This window comes from Pseudomonas sp. PS01303 (assembly GCF_029959385.1).
In the GTDB taxonomy this organism is placed as follows: domain Bacteria; phylum Pseudomonadota; class Gammaproteobacteria; order Pseudomonadales; family Pseudomonadaceae; genus Aquipseudomonas; species Aquipseudomonas rustica.
The window spans coordinates 1-4,402 of sequence record NZ_JASCPK010000250.1; the positions used below are offsets into that span (position 1 = coordinate 1).

3 protein-coding genes are annotated in these 4,402 nt (G+C 61.0%); 1 reads left to right on the forward strand and 2 read right to left on the reverse strand.

All coding sequences use genetic code 11. The annotated features are described in order from the left end of the window. Positions 1-95: 95 nt before the first annotated feature. Positions 96-725 carry a response regulator transcription factor gene (locus QMX93_RS29860; RefSeq protein ID WP_282359161.1) on the reverse strand — a complete coding sequence of 210 codons (630 nt, stop codon included), beginning with the start codon at positions 723-725 and terminating at the stop codon, positions 96-98. Positions 726-831: 106 nt separating this feature from the next. Then, positions 832-3,225, reverse strand: a complete 2,394-nt coding sequence (locus tag QMX93_RS29865) for a sensor histidine kinase (RefSeq protein WP_282359162.1) — start codon at positions 3,223-3,225, stop codon at positions 832-834. Positions 3,226-3,299: 74 nt separating this feature from the next. Here QMX93_RS29865 and QMX93_RS29870 point away from each other — a divergent pair, with 74 nt between their 5' ends. Next, positions 3,300-4,289, forward strand: coding sequence for an alpha/beta hydrolase family protein (locus QMX93_RS29870; protein WP_282359163.1), 990 nt, complete (start codon positions 3,300-3,302; stop codon positions 4,287-4,289). The last annotated feature ends 113 nt before the right edge of the window (positions 4,290-4,402 follow it).

The window sequence follows — 4,402 nt, forward strand, 5'->3', positions numbered from 1 at the left end:
AGCCTGCTCGCGAATGCGGTGGGTCATTCAGCTTATTCAGTGACTGATACACCGCTTTCGCGAGCAGGCTCGCTCCCACAGGGGAACAGTGCTGATCAGAGGAGTTTGTGTTCCATCGCGTATTTGACCAGTTCGGCCAGCGAGGTGATGTTGAGCTTTTGCATCAGCCGCGCCTTGTGGGTGCTGATGGTTTTGCTGCTTAGCGCCAGTTGCTGGGCGATGTCGTTGACGTTGGCGCCTTGGGCTAGGCGCTCGAACACTGAAAATTCACGTTCGGAGAGAAGAGAGTGCAATGGCCTGGCATCGGTCAGGCCGACTTCGAAAACCATCCGATCCGCCAGATCCGGGTCGATGTAACGCCCACCCGCCGCGACCTTGCGGATCGCCGTGAGCAACAGCGCCGGATCGCTGTCCTTGGTTGCATAGCCGGCCGCACCGACTTTCAATGCGCGAGCTGCCATCTGCGCTTCGTCATGCATCGACAGCACCAGAATCGCCGGCGGATTGTTCAGTGCGCGGATCCGTGGGATCGCTTCGAGGCCGTTGACCCCGGGCATGGAAATATCGAGCAGCACCACTTCGCACGGCACATGGCGCAGGGTTTCGAGCAGTTGTTCGCCATTGCTCGCCTCGCCCACCACTTGCAGATCCTTGGCCAGGCTGATCAATTGCTTGATGCCCTCACGGACGATGGTGTGGTCTTCGGCTACCAGTACACGGATCACTTGCACTCTCCTCGGTCGTTGTTTTTAAGGGCAAAAGATCGCAGCCTGCGGCAGCTCCTACATTGATCGCACTCACCCTGTAGGAGCTGCCGAAGGCTGCGATCTTTTAGCGATCCAGCGGCACCCACACTTTAAGACTAGTACCCTCCCCCGGCTCACTCTCCAGCACCAACCGCCCACCCATGATCAGCACCCGCTCGCGCATGCCGACCAAACCAAACGAAGTCGGCCTACCCGTAGCGGCGACAAATCCTACGCCATCATCGGCGACTGTCAGGCACAACTCATCGCCCTCCAGCGCCAGCGTCAGCTCCACAGTATGCGCCTGAGCATGACGCATCACGTTGGTCAGCGCTTCCTGCAAAATCCGGAACAACCCGATCGCCTTGGCATCACTCAGCGCCGGCAGATTCTCCGGCACCTGCACCAGACAGGGAATCTGCGTCCGCGCTTCAAATCGCCGCGCCTGCCATTCGATCGCCGAGGCAATCCCGGCATCCAGAATTGGTGGCCGCAGCGCCGTCGCCACATCACGCACTAACTGAAACAACTGGGCGATCAGGCGCTTCATGCTGTTGAGCCGTTCGTTCAGACCGGGGTCGAGTTGCGCGTAGGCCAATTCGCACATCGATGTCTCCAGTTTCAGCACCGTGAGCATCTGCCCCAGCTCATCGTGCACTTCGCGGGCGATGCGCGCCTTCTCTTCTTCGCGCACGCTTTCAAGGTGCGCCGACAGTTCGCGCAGCTGTTCACGAGAATCGGCCAGTTCCAGTTCGATGCGTTTGCTCTCGGTGATGTCCCAGACGATCCCGTCCCAGACGTACGCGCCATCCTCCAGTTGCCGGGTGATCGCCTTGATTTCGGCCCAGCGCTGCTGCCCCTGTCGCGTAACAATTCTGCCCTGCCACGACCAGTCGCTGTCGGTGTCCAGCGCTTGATCCTGGGTGCGGTGATAACTGGCCTTGTCGTCCGGGTGCACCAGACTGCGCAGGCCCATGTCGCGATGGGCGATGGCGGCCGGCGCGTAGCCGACCAGACTTTCGCTACCCTCGCTGATGTAGGCAAAGTCGATCTGCCCGGTCACCGGCGCGCGCTCCAGCCGGAACACCAATCCCGGCACGTTGGCGGCGATGCCTTGCAGGCGCGCCTCACTTTCCTGCAACGCGGCCAGTGCGCGACGACGGTCGGTGACGTCGGTGAGGTAGACCACCAGGTATTCACTGTCGCGAAAACGCAGAAAACTCAGCGACACATCCGCTGGCAAAATACTGCCGTCGGCACGCAAGCAACTGGTTTCAAAACTCAACGGCCCTTCCTCGCTCGCTCGCGCACGCTTCCAGAGATTGAGCCAGCGATCCATGTGCAGACCCGGTTCGAAGTCGATCAGCGGCCGCTCGATCAACCCGCCCGAGGGATAACCGAGCATGTTTTCCGCCGCGCGATTGGCGTAGCGCACATGGCTGTCCCAGTTGACCCAGAGGATGCCGACGGTGCTTTGATCGATGGAAAATTGCGTCAGCCGCAGCGCTTCTTCGCTGGCGGCGCGCAAGGCAATGTCTTCACGGGCGGCGAGCAAACGTTGTTCGAGACTGTGCTGCTGGCGCCGCTGCCAGAACACGATGGCCACGCAACTGAGCAACATCACCGCAAACAACAGCGCGAGGTTTTGCCAGAAGCCCGGCGACTCCGACAATCGCGGGTATTTCGGTTGCAGCCATTGATTGTGCAGGCGCTCCAGATCTTTCGCCGGGATCGCGCGCAAAGCGCTTTGGACGATGCCGGCCAGTTCCGGCCAATCCCGTCGCGAAGCAACCCGCAACAATTGCGGCAGACCGATATCGCCAACCACCACCAGTTCGGCAAATTCCGGCTCTACCGACAGTCGCCCCAGTTGCGCTTCATCGACCACCGCGTAGGACGCCTGCTGACTCAACAGCAACTGCAACGCCTGACGTTCCAGCGGCACGCCTTGCAGATTGAGGTGGGGATAGTTGCCGCGCAGGTAATCGGCGGTCGCGCTGGGCATGCGCACGGCGACGCGGGTCTGGCTGTCGAGTTTTTCCAGATCGATCGTGCCGCTGGCTTTCTGATCGCTGACCACCAGTTGCGGCACGCGCATGTAGGGGTCGGAAAACTGCCAGAGACGCAGCGCGCTCGGGGTTTGCATCAGGCCGGGGGCGATGTCGATTTCACCTTCGCGCACCGCGGCTTCCAGTTGCGCGAGGTCTTGAAAATTGCGCCAGCTCAGTTCGACATTGAGCACCTTGGCCAGCGACTTCATCAACTCGACATTGGCCCCGGACAGCTTTTGCAAACGCCGGTCGTATTGCGCAAACGGCGCCTGCAACACCAGACCGACGCGCAGCTCTTTGTGTTGCGCCAGCCACTGTTGCTGGCCCGCCGTCAATTGCGCAGCGTGCGCCGACGGCTCAGGCACCGCCCAGGCGATCAAGGGAAAGCACAACCAGCCGATAAACCAGAGGCAGCAAAATCGCTTCATTGAAGTCTCTTACACTGACAAATTCTGACCAACCCATTAGGCTGCCGGGATACATTTCTGGCCTGGAATAACCGATGCCCTCTGTCTACCGCCTGGCAATGCCAGCATTGTGCCTGTCGCTGATCCTGCCTTGTGCGTTTTCCGTCGAAGCCGCCGATCCGGCGCCTGCCGCCTCAGCGGAAAAACCTGCCGAAGCGAAACCCGCTGAACGCCAGCCACTGCTTGAGCGTAGTCAGGAAGAAGCCGCCGCACTCGGCCGTACGGTTCCGGCGCAAGAGCAGCAACAGTTGCAGGCCGGCAGCGACACCTTCCTCGCCCTGTGGAAAACCGCCAACACCGCCGAACCCAAGGGCGCGGTGATTATCATCCCCGGCGCCGGCGAAACCGCTGACTGGCCGCAAGCAATCGGCCCGTTGCGGCAGAAATTGCCCGACGCCAAGTGGAGCAGCCTGAGTATCACCCTGCCCGATCTGCAAAGCGATGCCATCGCACCGCGCGTCGTCGAGCCCATCGCCGCGCCGAAAGCGCCGGAAACCGGCAGCAAGGATGCCACCACCGCACAACCGATCGAGCAGGCCGCCGGCGGTGAAGCCGAAGTTGTCGATCAAGTTGCGGCCGACACCGTGGAAGAACAGGAAAAGGCTGACGGCGAGCGCATCTTCGCCCGCATCGACGCGGCCATTGCCTACGCCGAACAGCAGAGCGCGCGCAGCATTGTCGTGCTCGGGCATGGCACCGGGGCTTATTGGGCGGCGCGTTATCTCAGCGAGAAGCAGACCGCGCAGGTGGAGAAGTTTGTAATGGTCGATGCGCAGACACCGGCCAAAGCCAAACCGGCATTGGCGGAATTGACACCGACATTGAAATTGCCGACCGCAGATATTTTCTACATGGACAAAGCGCTGGATCGCATTGCGGCGCTGGAGCGTATGCAGGCGAGCAAGCGGTTGAAGACCTCGGCGTTTAGCCAGGTGGCATTGCAAGCGTTGCCGGACAAGAAGGCTGAGCAGGAACAGTTGGTCCGCCGGGTGCGCGGCTGGTTGAATCCGCAGAACTCCGACTGATCGATAGACCGAGTTGTCTCATTCGCGAGCAGGCTCGCTCCCACAATGGATTGGGTACCCTGATCCAATGTGGGAGCGAGCCTGCTCGCGAAGGGGCCCTCACTGGCCATACA